Source organism: Mesorhizobium sp. CA15, assembly GCF_020165215.1.
Lineage (GTDB): Bacteria > Pseudomonadota > Alphaproteobacteria > Rhizobiales > Rhizobiaceae > Mesorhizobium.
Window position 1 is genome coordinate 536,494 of the sequence record NZ_JAIUHQ010000003.1, and the last position, 18,999, is coordinate 555,492.

An 18,999-nucleotide genomic window follows, 5' to 3' on the forward strand; every position below is an offset into this window, starting at 1 on the left:
CCTTCACGCTATACTCAAATCGATTTGCGATCTGGCATCGGATCGCGAGCGCGGCTACGCTGCCGGAATTGGCTGCGGCGCGGAGACATGTTGGCGATGGACTGTAGATGACGGCGCCTGGCGATTTGATGCAGGCCTTGTTCCTGAGGCTGAAGACCGATGAGTCGCTGTCGGCGCTGCTTGGCGGCGCGGGCCTGCTCGAGCAGGCGAGCGACAAGGCCGCCTTTCCGCACGTCACATACGGCCGCACCAGCGCCTTCGACCTCGAGACCGGCGTCGACAACGACAATGACCAGCTGGTCACCTTGCACGTCTGGTCGAAAGCCCAGGGCGAGGCCGAGACACGCCTCATCATGGACAGCATCAAGGCGAGCCTCGATGGCGCGGCGCTGTCCATTGGCCCGCGCGGCCAGACGCGCCTGTCCCTGGAATTCGCGGAGGCGCGCTATGACGAGGATCTTGCAGTCTATCATGGATTGCTGCGCTTCCGCGCGCTGACCCAGGAAAGTGCATAAGGTGTGTTGAGATTCAGGTCAGGCCGAGTCGGAGTCGAAGACGGGCGCGAAGCGACCAAACTGGGTGGCTTCCGAGAACCGGCCTACGCCGGCCGTAGCCTTCATAGAGCGCATACACTTATGAGGGCTTCGGCCGGCGAAGGCCGGCGCGGAGCGTACTTAAAGTACGTGAGCACCGGAGCGCAGGAAGCCGGCATTTGCAGGCAGCCTCACCTGAACATCAACACACCCTAAAGCTGCGCCTGGATCGCGGCCTTGTCGATGACCGACCAGACCTCCCTTATGCGGCTGTCGTGGAATTCGTAGAACACGTTCTCGGCGAAAGAAACCCGCCTGCCGTGGACCGGCAGGCCGAACAGCACGCCTTTGGGATGGCAGTCGAAATGCAGGCGCGCCGCCACGCGCGGCGGCTCCGAGATAAGAAGCTCGATGTTGAAACGCAGGTCGGGAATGGCCTCGAAATCGCCTTCCAGCATGCGCCGATACCCCGACAGCCCGATCGTCTCGCCATTATACTGCACCTCCTCGCCGACGAACCGGCCGAGATTGCCCCAGTCCTGCTCGTTAAGGCAGGCGATGTAGCCCCGGTAGAGATGGGCAATATCCTCACGCGTCATCGCATCCTCCCATGGCCGTCCGGCGTTTCTACACTAGGTAGCGCGGGGCACGGAATCGGCAGGCCGAAAAGCGTAGCGGACCGACTTATTTTCCGGCTATGAATTTGCACCCGGGCTTGAGGGAGCGTTGGCGTCCATAGGGGGCATGGCGGGCATGGATTTTCGATCGTTCACCGTTCATTTCACGTTCAGCCCATATGCGTTAGAACCGTGATCATGAAAAAGTTTGGCCCTCATCTCCGCAAAGCAGTGCTGGCGCTTGCCGCAGCCGGCCTCTTTGCGTCGCAGGCGATTGCCCTGCCGGTCACCGAGCCGTCGGTCGATCGGCCGGTGGTGCTCGCCGCCAGCGATTGCTACGCCATCGGCCAGCAGGTCGCCGCGCAGAATGGCGGCACGCTGGCCAAGGCCTCGCAGGCGACGCGGGGCGGCCAGCAGGTCTGCGTGATTGTCGTTCTGGTTCCCGGCAAGGAAGGCCAGCGTCCGCGCCGCTCGGAAATCGTCGTTCCGATGGGCTGACCCTGTCGTTTCCCAGGCTGGCGGAATCGGCCTATAGGTCTACCCAACAACAGGCTTCAATCCCATGCGCGTGCTCGTCGTCGAGGATGACAAGGATCTCAACCGGCAACTGGCCGACGCGCTGGTCGATGCCGGCTATGTGGTCGACCGCGCTTATGACGGCGAGGAGGGGCACTTCCTCGGCGACACTGAGCCTTACGATGCCGTCGTCCTCGATATTGGCCTGCCGCAGATGGACGGCATCAGCGTCGTCGAGCGCTGGCGCCGCGGCGGCCGCAAGATGCCGGTGCTGATCCTGACCGCGCGGGACCGCTGGAGCGACAAGGTGGCCGGCATCGACGCCGGCGCCGACGATTATGTGACCAAACCCTTCCACATCGAGGAGGTGCTGGCGCGGGTGCGGGCGCTGATCCGCCGCGCGGCCGGCCATGCCTCGTCGGAACTCACCTGCGGGCCGTTGCGCCTGGACACCAAGGCGTCCAAGGCCGATGTCAACGGCGTGCCGCTCAAGCTCACCTCGCACGAGTTCCGGCTGCTCGCCTATCTGATGCATCATATGGGCGAGGTGGTGTCGCGCACCGAGCTGGTCGAGCATCTCTACGATCAGGATTTCGATCGCGATTCCAACACGATAGAAGTGTTTGTCGGCCGGCTTCGCAAGAAGATGGGCATCGACATGATCGAAACCGTGCGTGGCATGGGCTATCGCATGCGTGAGCCGGAGGCGTGACGCGGAACCGCTGAAGCCAACCATGGAAACGCGGCTTTCGAAGCTGCGGCTCTGGCCGCGCTCGCTGACCTTCCGCGTCATCGCCTTTTCCACCATCTGGGCGATCCTGACTCTGGTTGTCATCTTCACCCTCATCACCACGCTTTACCGCCAGGCCAGCGAGCGCGGCTTCGACAGCCTGCTTTCGGCGCATTTGTTCAACCTGATCGGCTCCGTCGGCATTTCCGACAACGGCGCGCTGACCGGCTCGCCCGACCTCGGCGACCTGCGCTTTTCCGAGCCGAATTCCGGCTGGTACTGGTCGGTGGAGCCTGCCTCCGAAGGCGTGCATGGCGAAATCCATTCCTCCTCGATGACGACCTCGCTCCTGTCGCCGAGCGTCGCGGAGGTCCCGTTCAATGCGAACTTCCAGCGCAGCTACTCGATGGAGGGCATCAAGGGCGAGCGGCTCGAAGTGTTCGAGAGCGAGTTCGTGCTCGACGCCAAGAACCGCGCCGCGCGCTTCCGCGTCATGGGCAACCACAGCGAGCTCGAGCAGGAGATTGCGAGCTTCCAGCGTCGCCTGCTCACCTATCTCTCGCTGTTCGGCGTCGGCATGATCGCCATCAATGCCATCGCCATCCTGCTGGGTCTCCAGCCTTTGCGCCGGGTCCGCAATGCGCTCGCCATGGTGCGCGAGGGCACCGCGCAGCGGCTCGACGGCAGCTTCCCAGCCGAGATCGAGCCGCTGGCCAGCGAGACCAATGCGCTGATCGAGAACAACCGGCGCATCGTCGAGCGCTCGCGCACCCAGGTCGGCAACCTTGCCCATTCGCTGAAGACGCCCTTAGCTGTGCTGATCAATGAAGGCCGCGCGCTCGGCGGCGCCAAGGGCCAGTTGATCGCCGAACAGGCCACCTCCATGCAGAAACAGGTCGACCACTATCTGCAGCGCGCGCGTGTCGCCGCGCAACGCGACAGCGTCGTTTTCCGCACGCCGGTTTCACCGCTGGTCGAGCGCATGGTGCGCGTGTTGCGGAAACTCAATCCGCAAACCAGGCTGACGCTGTCGCTGCCGCCGGCGGAGATCGTCTTTGCCGGCGAGCGCGAGGATCTGGAGGAATTGCTCGGCAACCTGCTCGACAATGCGATGAAATGGGCAAAGAGCGCCGTTGCCGTTTCGGTCGCGCTTGCACCGGGAATGAGCAACATGTTCGAAATCGTTATAGAGGATGATGGCCCGGGCATTCCCGAGGACAGCGCGCGGGACGTTTTGAAACGTGGCAAGAGACTCGACGAGACGAAGCCGGGAACAGGGCTCGGGCTGGCCATTGTCGCCGACCTCGTCAACGAGTATGGAGGCTCGCTGGCGCTGGAACGGTCCGGCATGGGCGGCTTGAGGGCGGTGGTGGGATTGCGGAGCCTTCAATGATGTTTTTTATCGATTTGCGAGCAGCGGCCGACGGCCAAATTTCCGACAAATATCAACACTATGGCCATGAAAACGTCCTGATGGCGCGCCCCCAGTCCATCCAGTTCCATCCCGCTGAAGAGAACCGGTTGTCGGCATGAAGATCCGCGTCGCGCTCGTTTCCGCCCTGCTCGCCGTTTCCGGCTGCACGACCCTGGGCAAGGGTGGTCCGACCTCTCCCGTCACGCCTGTTTCCACGCCGCCGACCGGCGGCAAGGTGTCGACCGGCATCGTTTCGGCCATGAATGGCGGGCTTATCGGCGGGTCGATCGGTTCGGGCCTCAGCGATGCCGAAAAGCGCAAGGGCCTGGAAGCGGAATACAAGGCGCTGGAATACAACACCAGCGGCCAGAAGGTGACGTGGAAGAGCGACAACTCCTCGCATTATGGCGAGGTCGTCGCCGCCCAGCCTTACAGGGTCGGCTCGCAGGATTGCCGCCAGTACACCCATACCGTCTATACGAGCGGCGCGGGTGTCACCGCACGCGGCACCGCCTGCCGCAATGCCGACGGCAGCTGGACGCCGCTGACCTAGAAAGAAACCCGGCCGGCCCCGTTATTCGGTCGGATTGACCTCGATCAAGGTCGGACGGCGCGTTTGCCGTCAAAGCGTCGCAGTACGTCCGTGTTGGCAGGGCAGGGCTCTGCCTTTATTGGAAGGACCATGCTGTTCTGGGTCATAGCCGCAATCCTCACGCTGGGCGCCAGCCTGGCCGTGCTGTTGCCGCTTACCGGCGGCATGAAAGGCGCGTCGCCGGCCGGCGATCACGATCTCGAAGTCTATCGCGACCAGCTGTCCGAGCTCGACCGCGACATGGCGCGCGGCCTGATCCAGCCCGGGGAGGCCGAGGAGGCGCGTGCCGAGATCGGCCGCCGCATCCTCCGTCTGGGCGCGGCCGTGCAGCCGGACGCGGCAATACTCAAGCCCTCGCGCAGCGCCAGATGGGTCGCCAGCGTGGCCGTGCTTGCGGTTCCCCTGCTGAGCTGGGGGCTCTACGGAATGCTCGGCTCTCCCGATCTGCCTTCGCAGCCGCTGGCCGAACGTCTGGCCAAGAACCCGGCCGATGCCTCGGTCGACGAGCTGGTCGCCCGCGCCGAAGCCCATCTCGCCGCCAATCCGTCGGACGGCAAGGGCTGGGACGTGCTGGCGCCGATCTATCTTCGGCTGCAGCGCTTTCCCGAGGCCGTGACCGCCTATCGCAACGCCATCCGCCTCGACGGCGACAGCGCCGTGCGCCAGTCGGGTCTCGGCGAAGCGATCGCCAGCGCTGCCGGCGGCATCGTTTCGGCAGACGCCCAAATAGCCTTCGAGGCGGCCCTGAAGCTCGATCCGTCCAACGCCAAGGCGAATTTCTACCTGGCGGTGGGCCTGGCACAGGAAGGCAAGAAGGCCGATGCCGTCGCCGCCTGGCAAAAGATGCTCGGCCAGCTCGCGCCGGATTCGCCCTGGCGCAGCGCCGTCCGGCACGCGCTTGCCGAGGCCGGCGAGCCCGCTGTCGCCGGTGCCGCGCCGGCCAACGGCCCGGACGCGCAGCAGGCGGAAGCCGCGCAGCAGATGTCGCCGCAGGACCGGAAGGCGATGATCGAGACCATGGTCGCCGGTCTCGACGACAAATTGAAGCAGAATCCCCGCGACGAGGAAGGATGGATGCGGCTCATCCGTTCCTATGTCGTGCTTGGCAAGGCCGACCAGGCGCGCGACGCGCTCGGCCGCGCTGTCGCCGCCTTTGGTGCCGACAGTGAACAGGCCAAGAAATTCACCGCCTTCGCCGCCTCGCTCGGCGTGACGGCGACGGAGTAAGGCAATGACGCGCAAGCAGAAGCGGATGTCGGTGATCCTGGCGGGGCTGGCTTTCCTCGGCGCCGCTGCCGGGCTCACCTTCTATGCGCTGGGACAGAAGGCCTCCTATTTCTACATGCCGGCCGACCTCGCCACGGCAAGCGTGCCGCCCGGACAGCGGATCCGGCTCGGCGGTCTTGTCGAGAAGGGCACCATCATGCGCGGGCAAGGCGCCACCGTCGCCTTCTCGGTCACCGACAAGCAGAAATCGGTCAAGGTCACCTATACCGGCATCCTGCCCGATCTGTTCCGTGAGGAGCAGGGCGTCATCACCGAGGGCGCTTTCGGCCCGGACGGCGTCTTCGTCGCCGACAGTGTGCTGGCCAAGCACGACGAGCGCTACATGCCCAAGGAAGTCGCCGACGGCCTGAAGGCCAAGGGCGTCTGGCAGGAAAGCACGAACTGATGAGCAGGTTGCGCAAAAGTGCCATGCGGTTTTGCGATCAGAACCTGCGGGAGAACAGGTAACCAATGGTCGAGACCGGACATTTCGCGCTTGTGCTCGCCTTCGCGCTGTCGCTGGTGCAGATGCTGGTGCCGCTGGTCGGCGCCCGCACCGGCAACCAGCGCCTGATGGCGGTTGGCGGTCCGGTCACGGTCACCGGCTTCGCATTGACCGCGTTGTCCTTCGCCGCCCTTGCCAGCGCCTACGCCGGCTCGGATTTCTCGGTAGCGAGCGTTTGGGAGAACTCCCATTCGCTGCAGCCGATGATCTACAAGATCACCGGCACCTGGGGGAACCACGAAGGCTCGATGCTGCTTTGGGTGCTGATCCTGACCTTCTTCGGCGCGCTCGTCGCCGTCTTCGGCAACAATCTGCCCTCGACGCTCAAGGCCAATGTGCTGGCCGTGCAAGGCATGATCGGCGCCGCCTTCTTCCTGTTCATCCTGGCGACATCCAACCCGTTCATCCGCCTCAATCCGGCGCCGATTGAGGGCCGCGACCTCAATCCGATCCTGCAGGATCTCGGCCTCGCCATCCACCCGCCGATGCTTTATCTCGGCTATGTCGGCTTCTCGATCTGCTTCTCTTTCTCGGTCGCGGCGCTGATCGAGGGGCGCATCGACGCCTCCTGGGCACGCTGGGTGCGGCCCTGGACGCTGGTCGCCTGGATGTTTTTGACCGGCGGCATCGCCATGGGTTCCTACTGGGCTTATTACGAGCTCGGCTGGGGTGGCTTCTGGTTCTGGGACCCGGTCGAGAACGCTTCCTTCATGCCCTGGCTCGCCGGCACCGCGCTGCTCCATTCGGCCATCGTCATGGAGAAGCGCTCGGCGCTGAAGATCTGGACACTGCTCTTGGCCATCCTGACCTTCTCGCTGTCGCTGCTCGGCACCTTCCTGGTGCGTTCCGGCGTGCTGACCTCCGTGCACGCCTTCGCCACCGACCCGGCGCGCGGCGTCTTCATCCTGTGCATCCTGACGCTGTTCATCGGCGGCTCGCTGGCGCTGTTTGCGCTGCGCGCCTCGCGGCTGACGGCGGGCGGCCTGTTCCATCCGATCTCGCGCGAGGGCGCGCTGGTGCTGAACAATCTCTTTCTCACCACCGCCACGGCAACGGTGCTGGTCGGCACGCTCTACCCGCTGGCGCTGGAGGCGCTGACCGGAGGCAAGATCTCGGTCGGCGCGCCGTTCTTCGATCTGACCTTCGGACCGCTAATGCTGCCGCTATTGGCGATCGTCCCGTTCGGCCCCTTGCTCGCCTGGAAGCGCGGCGACGTCATTGCCGCCTCGCAGCGGCTGATGGCGGCCTTCGCTTTGGCGATCGCCGCGATGCTGGTCACCGGCCTGTTCATCGACGGCGCCTCGGTCTTCGCAGCGCTTGGCGTCGGTCTTGCCGTCTGGCTGGTCGTCGGCGCACTGACCGATCTTGCCGTCAAATCCGGTTTCGGCGCCGTGCCGCCGGCAATCATGCTGCGGCGCTTCGCCGGCCTGCCGCGGTCGGTCTTTGGCACGGCGTTTGCCCATCTCGGCCTCGGGCTGACCTTGCTCGGCATCGTCGGCACGCTCTGCTTCGGCACGGAGAAAATCCTCAGCATGCATCCCGGCGAGACGGTGGAACTCTCCGGCCACACGCTGCGCTTCGAAGGGCTCTCCCCGCGGAAAGGTCCGAACTTCACCGAGGATCGCGGTCGCTTCCTGCTGATGGGCGCCGACGGCAACGCCGATGGCATGATTACCTCCGCAAAACGCTTCTATCCGGTGCGCCAGACGGTGACGACGGAGTCCGGCATCAGGACGATCGGCTTGAGCCAGCTGTATCTGTCGCTCGGCGACGAGAACAATGACGGCTCCGTCGTCGTGCGCCTCTGGTGGAAGCCGCTGGTCACGCTGATCTGGGGCGGCGGGCTGGTGATGATGGCGGGCGCAGCCATGTCGCTGCTCGACCGTCGCCTGCGCATCGGCGCGCCGGCAAAGCGGCGCAAGCCTGCGACAGCGGCAGCGGCCTCGCCATGAAGGCAAGATTTTCGCTCGCCTCGCTGGTCCTGCTGCTGGCGCTGTTCTTCGCCGGCGCCGCTCAGGCGGTGAAGCCTGACGAGGTGCTGCAGGATCCCGCATTGGAGGTGAGGGCGCGGGCGCTCTCGGAAGGCCTGCGCTGCATGGTCTGCCAGAACCAGTCGATCGACGAATCCGACGCCGATCTTGCTCGCGACCTGCGCATCCTCGTGCGCCAGCGCCTCGTCGCCGGCGACACCGACCAGCAGGTGATGGACTATATCGTCTCGCGCTATGGCGAGTTCGTGCTCTTGAAGCCGCGCTTCAGCCTGCGCAACGCGCTTTTGTGGGGCACGCCGGTGTTTCTGCTTCTGGCCGGCGGCCTGTTCATCGTGCTCAGCGCCCGCTCGCGCCGAACTATGCCGGACAGCACCCTGAGCGCCGAGGAACAGGCGGCGCTGGATAAGATGCTAAGCGACTAACATGAATTGCGGACCTCGGAGATTGGCCGAGACCCCTGTGTCGTCGTCATCCACGGGCGAAGCAAGGAGCGAAGCGACGCGCGCAGACCCGAGGATCCATTCCGTGACTTCAAAGGCGTCGCGGCCGTCCAGAATTTCTGCTCTGCTGCAACCCTCGCGCGAGGTAACGGCATGGATTCCAGGGTCTCCGCGACGGAGCTTCGCTCCTGCTTCGCCCTGGAATGACGAAGTCTCGGGTGCTTCCGCAAGCCTTCCAAGCGCGGCATGCCTGTGGTCATCGTCGCCAATCCTCAACATTACAAAACTTTCATGTACCGGAAATGGCCCCGTAATGTGCGGCTCTCTAATCCTCTTGCCCGAGGATGCTTCGCCTGAGTGCATCCACGTCGATAGAGGATAGGAAACCCCATGAATAATGCCCCCAATTCATTTGCCTCCACCCGCAAGCGCCTGATGGCGGCTGCAGCGTCCCTGGCCGTTATCGGTGCGGTCGGCGCGGGCGCGCTTGCCACCGGCACCGCCCCCGTGCTGGCCGATGCCGTGCGCGTCGAAGCCCCGCAGGTGCCGAGCTTCGCCGATGTCGTTGAGCATGTCTCGCCGGCGGTCGTCAGCGTCAAGGTCAAGGCCAAGATCCAGCCGACGGCCGACGATGGTTCCGACGACCAGGACGGTTTCGACAACCTGCCGGACAATCCGCAGCTGCGCCGCTTCTTCAAGGAATTCCGTGGCTTCGGTGACCAGGGTGGCCAGTTCGGCATGCGCCGCTTCGACCACCGCGACCATGGCAATGGCCAGCCGCGTCCGATCGCTCAGGGCTCGGGCTTCTTCATCTCCGAGGATGGCTATCTCGTCACCAACAACCACGTCGTCTCGGAAGGCTCGGATTTCAGCGTCGTCACCAATGATGGCAAGGAGCTCGACGCCAAGCTGATCGGCACCGATCCGCGCACCGATCTCGCCGTGCTCAAGGTCGATGGCGGCGGCAACAAGTTCACCTATGTCGACTTCGCCGACGATTCCAAGGTCCGCATCGGCGACTGGGTGGTCGCCGTCGGCAATCCGTTCGGCCTGGGCGGCACTGTCACCGCGGGCATCGTCTCGGCCCGCGGCCGCGACATCGGCGCCGGCCCTTATGACGACTTCATCCAGATCGACGCTTCGGTCAACCGCGGCAATTCGGGCGGTCCGACCTTCAACCTCAACGGCCAGGTGATCGGCATCAACACCGCCATCTTCTCGCCGTCGGGCGGCAGCGTCGGCATTGCCTTCGACATCCCGGCCTCGACCGCCAAGCAGGTGGTCCAGGACCTGATGAAGAGCGGCTCGGTCCAGCGCGGCTGGCTCGGCGTCGAGATCCAGCCGGTCACCTCCGACATCGCCGAGTCGCTCGGCCTGAAGTCGGACAAGGGCGCGCTGGTCTCGAGCGCCCAGGACGGCGGGCCGGGCAAGAAGGCGGGCATCGTCGCCGGCGACGTCATCACCAAGGTCGACGGCAAGGACGTTGCCTCGCCGAAGGAACTCGCCCGCATGATCGGCGCATTCGCCCCGGGCAAACCGGTCGACGTCACCGTCTGGCGCAACGGCAAGGACGAGACGGTCAAGGTCGATCTCGGCACGCTGCCGGCAAGCGACAAGCAGGCTTCGAACGATGACAGCAACAAGCAGTCGGCGCCGGCGGCCAAGGCCGACACGCTGGCCGATCTCGGCCTGACCGTCACCAAGGCGGAAAAAGGCAAGGGCCTCGTGGTCACCGACGTCGATCCCGACAGCGACGCGGCCGACCGCGGCATCCAGCCCGGCGACGTCATCACCTCGATCAATTCGAACGACGTGAACACCACCGACGACGTGTCCAAGGCGATGACGGATGCCGCCAAGGCCGGCCGCAAGGCCGTGCTGATGCAGATCACCCGTGACGACTCGAACCGCTTCGTGGCGCTGCCGGTCGGCAAGGGCTGACATCGACTTTCAGCTTCCCCATGGCGGTATCAACACCCCCGAGCCGCCATGGGGAAACATGGGGCCGAGCACGTAAGTCAGTCACCGTGTTTCGCTCCTGGCGGCAGCGGGTTTCCCATCACCCGCTGCCGTTTTAACTTGAAGGCAAGACGATATGACTGCCCCTCAACCTTCCAATGAAATCGCGTATAACGGCTCCATGAAGATTCTCGTCATGGAAGACGATCGCGAGGCGGCGGACTACTTGCAGAAAGCCTTCGCCGAGGCGGGCCACACCGCCCATGTCGCCGGCGACGGCGAGACCGGCTTCGCGCTCGCCGATGCCGGCGACTATGACGTGATGGTGGTCGACCGCCTGATGCCGCGCCGTGACGGCCTGTCGGTGATCGCCGCGCTTCGCTCGCGCGGCAACACCACGCCGGTGCTGATCCTTTCGGCGCTTGGCGAGGTCGACGACCGGGTCACCGGATTGCGCGCCGGCGGCGACGATTACCTCACCAAACCCTACGCCTTTTCCGAATTGCTCGCCCGCGTCGAGGTGCTGAACCGCCGCGCCAGCGCGCGCGAGTCCGAGACGGTCTACCGCGTTGGAGATCTCGAGCTCGACCGGCTGTCGCATTCGGTCAAGCGCGCCGGCCGCGAGATCACGCTGCAGCCGCGCGAGTTCCGCCTGCTCGAATATCTGATGCGCCATGCCGGCCAGGTGGTGACGCGCACCATGCTTCTGGAAAATGTCTGGGACTATCATTTCGATCCGCAGACCAACGTCATCGATGTCCACGTCTCGCGCCTACGCGGCAAGATCGAAAAAGGCTTCGACAAGCCGATCCTGCACACGATCCGCGGCGCCGGCTACATGCTGAAAGGCGGCTAGAACCCGTTATGGCATTGTCCCTGCCGGCCATCATGAAGACGACGGCGGCCCGGCTTTCGGCGCTTTATCTTCTGCTTTTCGCGCTCTGCGCGGTGCTGCTCGTCCTCTACATGACGTCGCTGTCGGCGCGCATGCTGACCGCGCAGACGCAGGAGACCATCAACGACGAGGTGCTGGGCCTGGCCCGCGCCTATCAGCGCGGCGGCCTGCCGGTGCTGGTGCGCGTCGTCGAGGCCCGCTCGCGCCAGCCCGGCGCCAATCTCTATCTGATCGCCGACGCCAACGGCCAGATCTTGACCGGCAATGTGCAGAGCCTGGAGCCCGGGGTCATCGAGACCGAGGGCTGGACGACGGACCCGTTTTCCTACCAGCGCTTCGGCGAAGGCGAGCTCGATCGGCTGCGCAGCGGCGGTTCGGACCAAGCCACGCCTCCGGCCAACGAGGGCAACACTCCACAATCGACAGGTGAGAAGGGGCACAACGCCATCGCGCTGGTGCTGAGACTGCCCAACCAGATGATCATGCTGGTCGGCCGCGATCTTGGCGAGCCCGAGCGCTTCCGCGCCGTCATCAGCCGCGCGTTGACCCTGGCGCTTGGCATGATGGGTTTGGGCGGCATCCTGATCTGGTTCTTCGTCGGGCGCGCCGCGCTAAAGCGCATCGACAGCGTCTCGGACGCCAGCCGCCGCATCATGGGCGGCGATTTGTCCGGACGGCTGCCGGTCACCGGCGCCGGCGACGAATTCGACCGCCTGTCCGAAAACCTCAATTCGATGCTGGCCAGGATCGCCATGTTGAACGAGGGGCTGAAGCAGGTCTCCGACAACATCGCCCATGATCTGAAGACGCCGCTGACCAGGCTGCGCAACCGCGCCGAGGCGACGCTCGCCGGCAGGCACAAGACGGAGGAGTACCGCCAGGCGCTTGAAGGCACGATCGCGGAGTCCGACCAGCTCATCAAGACGTTCAACGCCATCCTGATGATCTCGCGCCTGGAGGCCGGCTACTCCTCGGAACAGACCGGTCCCGTCGATCTCGCCGCCACGGTGAGCGATGTCGTCGAGCTTTACGAGCCGGTGGCGGAGGAGGCGGGGGTTGCGCTGGAAACGATCGTGTCCGAGGCCTTCACGATCAACGGCAATCGCGAGCTGATCGGCCAGGCGTTGTCCAACATCGTCGACAACGCCATCAAATACTCGACCGACGCTGCCGAGGCGCCGAAAGTACGGGTGGTGCTGGAGCGCGCCGGCAACGAGATCAAGCTTGCCGTCACCGACAATGGCCACGGCATCCCGGACGACGCCGATCGCGCCCGCGCCACCGAGCGCTTCGTGCGCCTGGAAAAGAGCCGCTCGCAACCGGGCTCGGGCCTCGGCCTCAGCCTCGCCAAGGCAATCATGACTTTCCACAACGGAAGGCTTGATCTTTTGCCCGCCAATCCGGGATTGTCCGTGGTCATGAGTTTCCCGTTGCGGGAGACGCATTGACAGCGCGGATAAATGGCGAAGAAGATAATCGAATCCGAATTCCGGCATAGCCCGACACTGGCGCTCCACCCCTTGGACGCGGGCCATGCCCGGCGCGAATTGTCAGAAATCGCCGATGCCGCCGAGGAGGAGGGGCTTTCCCGCCTTGCTGCGTTCCTGGCGGGCGAGGGGCCGCTGCAGGACCTGCTAGCGGCCGTCTTTGACCTCTCGCCCTTCTTGCGCGATGTCGCGCGCCGGCGGCCGGCAATTCTCGACACGCTGTTCGACCGGAAAATCGAAGCGCGGCTCGGCGCCATCGGCGAGGCGATCGGCGGCGCGGCCAGCGGGGATGATGCCTCGGAATCGAGCCTGATGATGGCGCTGCGGCAATGGAAGACCGAAGCGCATTTCCTGATCGCGCTGGCCGATCTTTCGGGTGAAGCGGAGACCTCGGTGACGGTGCGCCGTCTCAGCGATCTCGCGGATGCCTGCACAAAAGCCGCCGTCGATTTCCTGCTGCTCGACGCGCACCGGCAAGGCAAGCTCAAGCTGCCGAATCCGGCGGAACCGGCGAAGGGTTCGGGCTGGATCCTGCTCGGCATGGGCAAGCTCGGCGCGCATGAGCTGAATTTTTCCTCCGACATCGATCTCGTCGTCTTCTTCGATCCGGAGGCGCCGGCCGTCATCGATCCGCTCGACGCCACCGAGCTGTTCTCACGCCTCACCCGCCGGCTCGTGCGCATCCTGCAGGACCGCACCGAGCACGGCTATGTGTTTCGCACCGATCTGAGGCTCCGCCCTGATCCCGGCTCGACGCCGCTGGCGATCCCCGTCGAGGCCGCACTTCGCTATTACGAGGCGCGCGGCCAGAACTGGGAGCGGGCGGCCATGATCAAGGCGCGGCCGGTTGCCGGCGACCTTGCCGCGGGCGCGGCCTTCCTCAAGGAATTGCAGCCCTATGTCTGGCGCAAATACATGGACTATGCGGCGATCGCCGACGTCCATTCGATCAAGCGCCAGATCCATGCCCACAAGGGCCATGGCGAGATCGCGGTGAAGGGCCATAACGTCAAGCTCGGCCGCGGCGGCATCCGCGAGATCGAGTTCTTCGTCCAGACCCAGCAACTCATCGCCGGCGGCCGCTTCCCGGAGCTGCGCGGCCGCGAAACCGTGCCGATGCTCGCAGCGCTCGCCGCGCGCGGCTGGATCACCGCCGACGCACGCGACGCGCTCACGCGACAATACTGGTTCCTGCGCCGCGTCGAGCATGCCATCCAGATGGTGGCGGACGAGCAGACGCATATCCTGCCGGAAGAAGACGAGGAGCTGAAGCGCATCGCGCTGATGCTGGGTTTTGTCGGCGAGGCGGAATTCACCCAGACCTTCCGCGCCTCGCTGCAGCAGGTCGAGCGCCATTATGCGGCGCTGTTCGAAACTGCTCCCGAGCTTTCGGCCGGCGTCGGCAATCTGGTCTTCACCGGCGATGTCGACGATCCCGACACGCTGCAGACGCTCGATCGCCTGGGCTTCCAGCGGCCTAGTGACATCTGCCGTGTCATCCGCGGCTGGCATTTCGGCCGCTACCGCGTCACCCAGTCGGCCGAGGCGCGCGAGCGGCTGACCGAATTGGCGCCGGCGCTGCTCAAAGCCTTCGGCCAGACGCGGCGCGCCGACGAGGCGCTGATGCGCTTCGACGAGTTCCTCGCCGGCCTGCCCGCCGGTATCCAGCTTTTCTCGCTGCTGCAGTCGAACCCGGCGCTGCTCAAGCTGATGGCGACCATCATGGGCGCCGCGCCTCGGCTGGCGGCGATCATCACGCGTCGTCCGCATGTCTTCGACGGACTGCTCGATCCGGCATTGCTCACCGAACTGCCGGATCGCGCCTATCTCTCGGCCCGGCTTGCCGCCTTTATCGAAGGCGACCGCGCCTATGAGGATGTGCTCGACCGGCTGCGCATCTTCGCTTCCGAGCAGAAATTCCTGATCGGCGTTCGCCTGCTTGCCGGCTCTATCGATCCGGCGCGGGCGGGGCGCGCCTTCTCGGATCTCGCCGATCTCACCATCGAAGCGGCGCTCGACGCCGTGATCGCCGAATTCGCGCTGCGCCACGGCAGCATCGCGGGCGGCAGGGTGGCGCTGCTCGGCATGGGCAAGCTGGGCAGCCGCGAGCTTACGGCGGGTTCGGATGTCGATCTCATCCTGCTCTATGACCATGACACCGACGCCGAGGACTCCGACGGCGAGAAGCCGCTGGCGCCTTCGCATTACTATACCCGCATGACGCAGCGCCTGATCGCGGCCGTCTCGGCGCCGACGGCCGAAGGTGTGCTCTACGAACTGGATCTGCGCCTGCGTCCATCAGGCAACAAGGGGCCGGTCGCCACGCATATCGACGCGTTCAAGAAATATCAGCGCCAGGATGCGTGGACCTGGGAACACTTGGCGCTGGCACGGGCCCGCGCCATCGGCGGCGACGCCGAACTCTGCGCCGAGCTCGAGACGGAAGTGGCGGCGGTACTGGCGCAGCCGCGCGACGCGGCCAAGGTCAAAGCCGAGGCCTCGGACATGCGTGCGCTGATCGAGAAGGAGAAGGCGCCGCGCGATCTCTGGGACATCAAGCTGATCCCGGGCGGGCTCATCGACCTGGAATTCATCGCGCAGGTCGCGGTCATTACCGGCGCGATCGAACCTGGCCGCCGGGTCACGGCGACTGCCGACATTCTGGCCCGGCTTTCTCCGGACTTCGCCGCAGCCGATATGCGTGAAGAGCTTGGCGAGGCCTATCGGCTCTATCTGGCGCTGACCCAGATGATCAGGCTTTGCCTCACCGGCGAGTTCCAGCGCGACGATGTCCCGCCGGGACTCTCGGATCTGCTGCTCGCGGTCACCGACCTGCCGGATTTCGCTGTGCTGGAAGCACATCTCAAGGAGATGTCGCGGAAGGTCAGGAGAGATTTCGACCGTCTGCTTCGTGCGGGAGCGTCGCCATCAACCGCATCGTTGCGATGAGATTCCCCAGGTGGCACATTAGCCACAGTTAATATTAATCGGCGATCCGGTCTTGCGCCAGTGGCAGAGGTGTCCCGTAATGGGTCAATAGGTCTGGCACCGCAATTGCACTGTCAGCAATGCCGGGGTCAACCATCACCCCGACGATGGGGGGCCCCGCCGCTTCGCAAATGGAGCGGCGGGTTCTTAACGGCTGATTTGAAAGCCGCCTAAATCGCCATGCATTGGGGCGCTGGGCAATTATGGATCTTCCGAAATTTTTGGTAGGCATGTTCACGACGTCATTCATCGTGGCGATCTGGGCTTACAACGAAACTGGTTCTGTCTGGGCGGTGCTTGGATGGGCAATCCTGGCCATGATCATTCTGCAGGTCGGATATATCGGTCTGGTCATCAGCTTGATCTATAGACGGGCGTCGAAAGGCGCCGATGCAAGTCCGGCATCTGCAGCAGCAAATGATTTAAACCTTACCGGTCCAGTTTAGCGACCCGACAGTCCGTTGGGTTTGACTGATTGCCGCCCTGACCGGCCCGGGGCAAGCCGGAAGTGAGATGTCCAGCAGGACGGAGGGGGGTGTCCGCCGGAGCCTTTGGAAATTCCGCATTCTGAACTAGAGCAATTCCAGGAAAAGTGTGTGCGGTTTTCCGTTCGGAATTGCGTAAAAACAAAGAGCTAGAGCGGTTCGCCGTTTTCATGAAACGGTGAAACGCTCTAAGCCGCCGCCTTCACCGCGGACGGCGCCTTCTTCAGCGGAATGCGTACCGACACGATAGTGCCGACACCCTCGGTCGAACGGATCTTCAGCGCGCCGCCCTGCAATTCGGCCAGCGAGCGCGAGATGGCGAGCCCGAGGCCCGAGCCTGTGTGGTTCTTGGAGAACTGGTTCTGCACCTGCTCGAACGGCCGGCCGAGCTTGCTCAGCGCCTGCTTGGGAATGCCGCAGCCATTGTCCTCGATGGTGAGCAGCAGCGCGCCCGACGTGTTGCGCGCTCTGACCGTGATCTTGCCGCCTTGTCCGGTGAATTTCACCGCATTGGAAAGAAGGTTGATGGCGATCTGCTTGATCGCGCGGCGGTCGGCATAGAGCCGCATCGTATCGGCGATGCGCGTCTCGACATTGATCGACTTCTCCGCTGCCTGCAGCGAGATCACCCGCACCGTTTCCTTGATCAGCGGGCAGAGGTCGATCTCCTCGTGGTCGAGCGAGAACTGGCCCGCTTCGATCTTCGACATATCGAGGATGTCGTTGATGACGCCGAGCAGGTATTTGCCGCTGCCGTTGATGTCGGTCGCGTATTCCTCATAGCGCTCCGAGCCGAGCGGTCCGAACAGGCCCTGCTGCATCAATTCGGAGAAGCCGATGATGGCGTTGAGCGGCGTGCGCAATTCATGCGACATGTTGGCGAGGAATTCCGACTTGGCGCGATTGGCCGCCTCGGCGCGCTCGGTTTCCTTCATGTATTTGCGGTTGAGCTCTACCAGTTCGCTGGCGCGTTCCTCCTCGGCGCGCCGCGCGAGGCTGAGATCGTGGATCGTCGCCATCAGCCGGCGCTCGCTGTCGACCAGCTTTTCCTGATGCAGCTTTATCTGGGTGATGTCGGAGCCGACCGAGACGACACCGCCGTCGCGGGTCCTGAGCTCGTTGACCTGCAGCCAGCGGCCGTCGGCGAGCTGGCGCTCGAGTGTGATGCCGCCATGCGGCCCGTTGGCATTGGCCAACCTGCGCTCCGAGGCGAAGGCCAGCATGCGCTGCTCCAGCATATCGCGCGTCGCGCCCGGCACCACGTCGCGATCCGACAGCCCATTGTCCTTCTGGAACTTCGAATTGCACATGATCAGCCGTTCGGCGGCATCCCACAGAACGAAGGATTCGTTGATGTTCTCGATCGCTGTCCTGAGCCGCATGTCGGCCGCTTCCGAACGCAGCGCCAGATGCCGCTGCTCGGTGACGTCGACGGCGATGCCGATCAGCTGAATCTCCGGCGCCTCCGGGTCGATCACCTGGGCGCGGGCTCGCATCCAAACCCATTGTCCGTCGGCGTGGCGCATGCGAAAGACCTGGTCGATATGGTCGATCTCGCGTTCGATGATGCGGTTGGCGAGCTCGAACAGGTCGCCGTCTTCCGGGTGGACGATCTCGTCGACCTCGCCGAAGGAGAGCATCGTGTCGCAGGGCTCATAGCCCAGCATGTCGTACATCGAGCGCGACCAGTACATCTTGCCGCGCACCATATCCCAGTCCCACAACCCACAGCGGCCGCGCACCAGCGCCATGTCGATGCGCTGATGCGCTTCGAGATAGATGCGGTCCGCCGCCTGGGCGCGCGCCGCCTGGCCGAAATAGGCGTAGAGGATGACGATCAGCACGCCCGCCGTCAGCACGAACAGCGTGACGTTGAGCGACATAGACTTGCGCCAGCTGTCGAACACCGCTTCCTTCGGCACCAGCACTGCGGCCGCGTGTTTGCGGTCGCCGCTGAGGCTGACAGCGGCAAACCAATCCTGTCCGCCGGTGCTGACATCCATCACCCCGGCTCGGTCGCCGAACATGAAAAGCGGCTGGCCGCCAAGGACCAAACTGTCGAGCATGCGGCCCTGCCAGCCCGTCGACAACGGCGAAACGGCGATGACCTTGAAGTTGGCGTCGGTGATGGCAAGCACATGGGCGCGGCTCATGGCGCCCTGGCGGCTGACGTTCTCCAGGAGGCTTGTGGCATTGACGCCGGCCACGCTGGGGTCCGCGGTGATCGCCTGCGCCATCTGGCCGGCGGCGAGCGCCAGCACTGCCTTGGCGTCGCGCTCGATCTCGTCATGCTCGTTCATCAGCGACAGGAAGCGCAATGCCGCGATGACGATGAGGAAAACGACGATCAGCGCCGGGATCGACCGGCGCAGCAGCGGCTCGGCGGCCAGGAGCCGCTGATAGGTGGGTTCGGCGATCAGGCGCGCATTGCCGGCAAGTCCGTCGCTCCTTGCCTTGCGACGCGCAAAAGCCTTCCCTCCGGGCGCGCCCCACGCGTCCGCCTTGGCCATAAATGGCACTCCCCGATTTGCCGCATACTTGGATGATCCGGCTACGCCGCACGCCCCGAATCGCCATTAAA

Annotated in this window: 17 protein-coding genes; 15 read left to right on the plus strand and 2 right to left on the minus strand. The window is 64.6% G+C overall.

What is annotated here, in order from left to right:
* The first annotated feature begins 107 nt into the window (after positions 1-107).
* Positions 108-515 (plus strand): DUF3168 domain-containing protein, encoded by a 408-nt coding sequence (locus LB515_RS09140; protein WP_224544169.1) that lies wholly within the window; start codon positions 108-110, stop codon positions 513-515.
* Between the two features lie 230 nt (positions 516-745).
* Here the strand turns inward: LB515_RS09140 and LB515_RS09145 are convergent, their stop codons facing one another.
* A complete protein-coding gene (locus tag LB515_RS09145; RefSeq protein ID WP_224606408.1) occupies positions 746-1,132 on the minus strand; it encodes an ester cyclase in 387 nt (128 codons plus the stop codon).
* A gap of 216 nt (positions 1,133-1,348) precedes the next feature.
* Here LB515_RS09145 and LB515_RS09150 point away from each other — a divergent pair, with 216 nt between their 5' ends.
* The 14 genes from LB515_RS09150 to LB515_RS09215 all read left to right on the plus strand — a co-directional run bounded on the left by LB515_RS09150 (position 1,349) and on the right by LB515_RS09215 (position 16,379).
* Positions 1,349-1,648, plus strand: coding sequence for a hypothetical protein (locus LB515_RS09150; protein ID WP_095766886.1), 300 nt, complete (start codon positions 1,349-1,351; stop codon positions 1,646-1,648).
* Between the two features lie 64 nt (positions 1,649-1,712).
* Positions 1,713-2,378: a response regulator transcription factor gene (locus tag LB515_RS09155; RefSeq protein ID WP_041002188.1), complete on the plus strand. Its 666-nt coding sequence runs from the start codon at positions 1,713-1,715 to the stop codon at positions 2,376-2,378.
* A 22-nt stretch (positions 2,379-2,400) separates the two neighbouring features.
* Positions 2,401-3,789 carry an ATP-binding protein gene (locus LB515_RS09160; protein WP_224707485.1) on the plus strand — a complete coding sequence of 463 codons (1,389 nt, stop codon included), beginning with the start codon at positions 2,401-2,403 and terminating at the stop codon, positions 3,787-3,789.
* Positions 3,786-3,929, plus strand: a complete 144-nt coding sequence (locus LB515_RS09165; RefSeq protein ID WP_224707486.1) for a hypothetical protein — start codon at positions 3,786-3,788, stop codon at positions 3,927-3,929. The genes LB515_RS09160 and LB515_RS09165 overlap by 4 nt, the downstream gene beginning before the upstream one ends.
* Positions 3,926-4,363: a hypothetical protein gene (locus LB515_RS09170; protein ID WP_140845770.1), complete on the plus strand. Its 438-nt coding sequence runs from the start codon at positions 3,926-3,928 to the stop codon at positions 4,361-4,363. Before LB515_RS09165 ends, LB515_RS09170 begins: the two co-directional genes overlap by 4 nt.
* Positions 4,364-4,492: 129 nt before the next feature.
* Entirely contained in the window at positions 4,493-5,629 is a 1,137-nt protein-coding gene (gene ccmI, locus LB515_RS09175) for a c-type cytochrome biogenesis protein CcmI (RefSeq protein ID WP_224707487.1), read from the plus strand.
* A gap of 4 nt (positions 5,630-5,633) precedes the next feature.
* Entirely contained in the window at positions 5,634-6,074 is a 441-nt protein-coding gene (gene ccmE, locus LB515_RS09180) for a cytochrome c maturation protein CcmE (RefSeq protein ID WP_140845772.1), read from the plus strand.
* Positions 6,075-6,139: 65 nt separating this feature from the next.
* Positions 6,140-8,125, plus strand: coding sequence for a heme lyase CcmF/NrfE family subunit (locus tag LB515_RS09185; RefSeq protein ID WP_224707488.1), 1,986 nt, complete (start codon positions 6,140-6,142; stop codon positions 8,123-8,125).
* A complete protein-coding gene (locus LB515_RS09190; RefSeq protein WP_224707489.1) occupies positions 8,122-8,586 on the plus strand; it encodes a cytochrome c-type biogenesis protein in 465 nt (154 codons plus the stop codon). Before LB515_RS09185 ends, LB515_RS09190 begins: the two co-directional genes overlap by 4 nt.
* 408 nt (positions 8,587-8,994) lie before the next feature.
* Positions 8,995-10,545, plus strand: a complete 1,551-nt coding sequence (locus LB515_RS09195) for a Do family serine endopeptidase (protein ID WP_095766893.1) — start codon at positions 8,995-8,997, stop codon at positions 10,543-10,545.
* 199 nt (positions 10,546-10,744) lie between these two features.
* The gene (locus LB515_RS09200; RefSeq protein WP_040991372.1) at positions 10,745-11,419 is read left to right on the plus strand and encodes a response regulator transcription factor; all 675 of its coding nucleotides are present in this window, start codon (positions 10,745-10,747) and stop codon (positions 11,417-11,419) included.
* Between the two features lie 8 nt (positions 11,420-11,427).
* Positions 11,428-12,906 carry a sensor histidine kinase gene (locus tag LB515_RS09205; RefSeq protein ID WP_224544162.1) on the plus strand — a complete coding sequence of 493 codons (1,479 nt, stop codon included), beginning with the start codon at positions 11,428-11,430 and terminating at the stop codon, positions 12,904-12,906.
* Positions 12,907-12,918: 12 nt separating this feature from the next.
* Positions 12,919-15,894 (plus strand): bifunctional [glutamine synthetase] adenylyltransferase/[glutamine synthetase]-adenylyl-L-tyrosine phosphorylase, encoded by a 2,976-nt coding sequence (locus LB515_RS09210; RefSeq protein ID WP_224707490.1) that lies wholly within the window; start codon positions 12,919-12,921, stop codon positions 15,892-15,894.
* A 242-nt stretch (positions 15,895-16,136) separates the two neighbouring features.
* Entirely contained in the window at positions 16,137-16,379 is a 243-nt protein-coding gene (locus LB515_RS09215) for a hypothetical protein (protein WP_224634088.1), read from the plus strand.
* Positions 16,380-16,606: 227 nt separating this feature from the next.
* Here LB515_RS09215 and LB515_RS09220 read toward each other — a convergent pair whose 3' ends face one another.
* The gene (locus LB515_RS09220; protein ID WP_224707491.1) at positions 16,607-18,928 is read right to left on the minus strand and encodes a PAS domain-containing sensor histidine kinase; all 2,322 of its coding nucleotides are present in this window, start codon (positions 18,926-18,928) and stop codon (positions 16,607-16,609) included.
* Positions 18,929-18,999: the final 71 nt, after the last annotated feature.